General features: G+C 69.6%; 1 protein-coding gene and 1 pseudogene. Both read left to right on the top strand.

The window, feature by feature from the left end:
* The first annotated feature begins 15 nt into the window (after positions 1-15).
* Positions 16-438 carry a DUF6507 family protein gene (locus ACFYWY_RS38140; RefSeq protein ID WP_389196101.1) on the top strand — a complete coding sequence of 141 codons (423 nt, stop codon included), beginning with the start codon at positions 16-18 and terminating at the stop codon, positions 436-438.
* A pseudogene (locus ACFYWY_RS38135) lies at positions 435-2,162 on the top strand (hypothetical protein); the annotation flags it as partial. The gene ACFYWY_RS38140 and the pseudogene ACFYWY_RS38135, both read left to right, overlap by 4 nt.

Raw genomic sequence — 2,162 nt, 5'->3', positions numbered from 1 at the left:
TGCAGGGGGGCGTTCGTGTCGTCGTGGGACATCAAGCCGCAGGGTGTGCAGGGCCAGTTGAAGGTCACCGGTACGCATGCCGGGGATCTGGAGAAGGCGTTGACGGCTCTGCTGACGGATATGTCGGAGGCGGCGAAGGCGGCGGGTACGGCTGTGCCGGGCTCTGCGGCCGAGACTCCCCTGCAGGGGCCGACGGCGTCGGGGAAGCCGTTGACGCAGAAGGCGACGGGGCCGGTCGGTGCGGCGCTGGCCGAGTACTTGAACAAGCGCCATCCGTCTCTCAAGGAGATGGGCGAGCGTATCCAGGCGGCTGTTCTGGGTGCGGCCAAGGCCACCAATGAGTATGTCGGGGGCGACCTGGACGCGGCCAAGCATGCGCAGGACGCTGCGAAGTCGGTACGTCTGGATCTTCTCAAGGACGCCGGGGGGCGCAAGTGAGCGGGAACGCGGCGGTCGACCCGGCAGAGGTGCCGGTCTTCACCGGCGATCTGGAAGTGCTCGACACGAAGGTGAAGGCGCTGTCCACCGGCGGTGCGAAGATCGCGACCGCTGCCGGTGACGTCCACACGTCGTTCGGTGGGCTGCGGGCCTTCTACAAGGCCCCTGAGGCGGAGCAGCTGTTCGCGGTCACCAAGCCGGTCTCGGACACCGGGCTTTCGCTGAGTTCCGACCTGTGCGTCATCGCGGGGGCGCTGGGCACCTATGCGAGGGAAGCGCGTCCGCTGAAGGAGAAGCTGGACAACCTCAGGGGCGAGGCTTCGGCTTTCCGTACCAGGATCGACGGCGACGACAAGTGGCGTGAGGACGGCGATCTGATCGAGGAGAACCTCGATCGCCGCAATGAGATCGCCGGGGTGTGGGCGGCTTTTCAGGAGATCGAGCGTACCTGCCACAACAGAATCGTCGCCCTGGTGTGCGGCACGCCGCTGAAGGTGAACGACGGTTCCAACCAGGCGGGTATGTACGGCTACGACGCCGAGGCTCTCAAGCAGTCGAAGAGTCTGCCCTGGGGTGACGCGGTCGAGGAGTCGACGCCTGCGTGGCAGGTGTGGGAGCACGCCTGGGACTTCGGCAAGGGCGTCATCGTCGACGGCGTGTGGGGCACCATCAAGGGCCTGGGGACCCTGGTCGGCTTCAGCGGCTGGGACGCCGCGGGCCAGGCGTGGGTGGGTCTGGGCAAGCTCGCCACCGGTCTGGTGATCACCTCCATCCCGGGTGCGAACGCGGTGTTCTGGACGGCTGACGACAAGGACATGCCCGCCTGGCTGCGGGACTCGCGTACGGCGATGAAGGAGACGGGCAAGGCGCTGGTGGCCTGGGACCAGTGGGGCGAGAACCCGGCCCGGGCGGCCGGCGCGGTCACCTTCAACGTGGTGACGACCGTGTTCACCGGCGGGGCCGGAGGTGCGGCGGCCGGCGCGGGCAAGGCGGGCGCGGCGGCCAGGGCCCTGTCCTTCGCGGGCAAGGCGGGCCGGGCGATCGACCCGACGACGTACATCTTCAAGGGCGCGGGTGCGGGTCTGTCGAAGATCGGCGATGTGATGGCCGGCCTCAAGGGCATGGGGAAGATCGAGATTCCCGCACTTCCCGAGGGCGCGATCACGCTGCCGGAGGGCTCGTTCAAGATGCCCGACGGCACGCTGCACCTGCCCGAGGGCGCAGCGATCCCGGAGGGCGCGTTCGAGGTCCCCAAGGGCACGGTCCAACTGCCCGAGGGGGCGGCGATCCCCAGGGGCGCGGTCGACCTGGGCGACGGAATGGTCAAGATGCCCGACGGCACACCGCCTCCGGCCGGTTCGATGCCGGTGCCGGAGGGCGCCGTCAAGGTCCCCGAAGGGACCACAGCGCTGCCCGAAGGCACGGCCAAGGTGACCGACTTGGACGGCAACACCGTCTACGTCGACGGCAAGGGCAACCTGCTCAAGGAGGACGGCACTCTCCAGCAGCACCACACCGCGGTCACCAAGGAGCCGGGCGGCCAGGGCGCCGGCCCTGCCAACCCGACCGCCGGCGCGGACAACCCCCGCGTGCCGAACCCGACCCGCGAACCGTCCCTGGTCGGCGCGGGCGCGGCTCACGTCGGGGACAACGCGGGCGGTGTCACCCGCCTCGGCGACAGCCTCGGCAACGACCTCGGCGATGTGGGGCGGTTGGGCGACGAC

Origin of the sequence: Streptomyces sp. NPDC002870 (assembly GCF_042888505.1) — a bacterium.
In the GTDB taxonomy this organism is placed as follows: Bacteria; Actinomycetota; Actinomycetes; order Streptomycetales; family Streptomycetaceae; genus Streptomyces.
The sequence above is the reverse complement of the archived record's forward strand: the minus strand, read 5'-3'. Positions and strand labels throughout refer to the sequence as shown.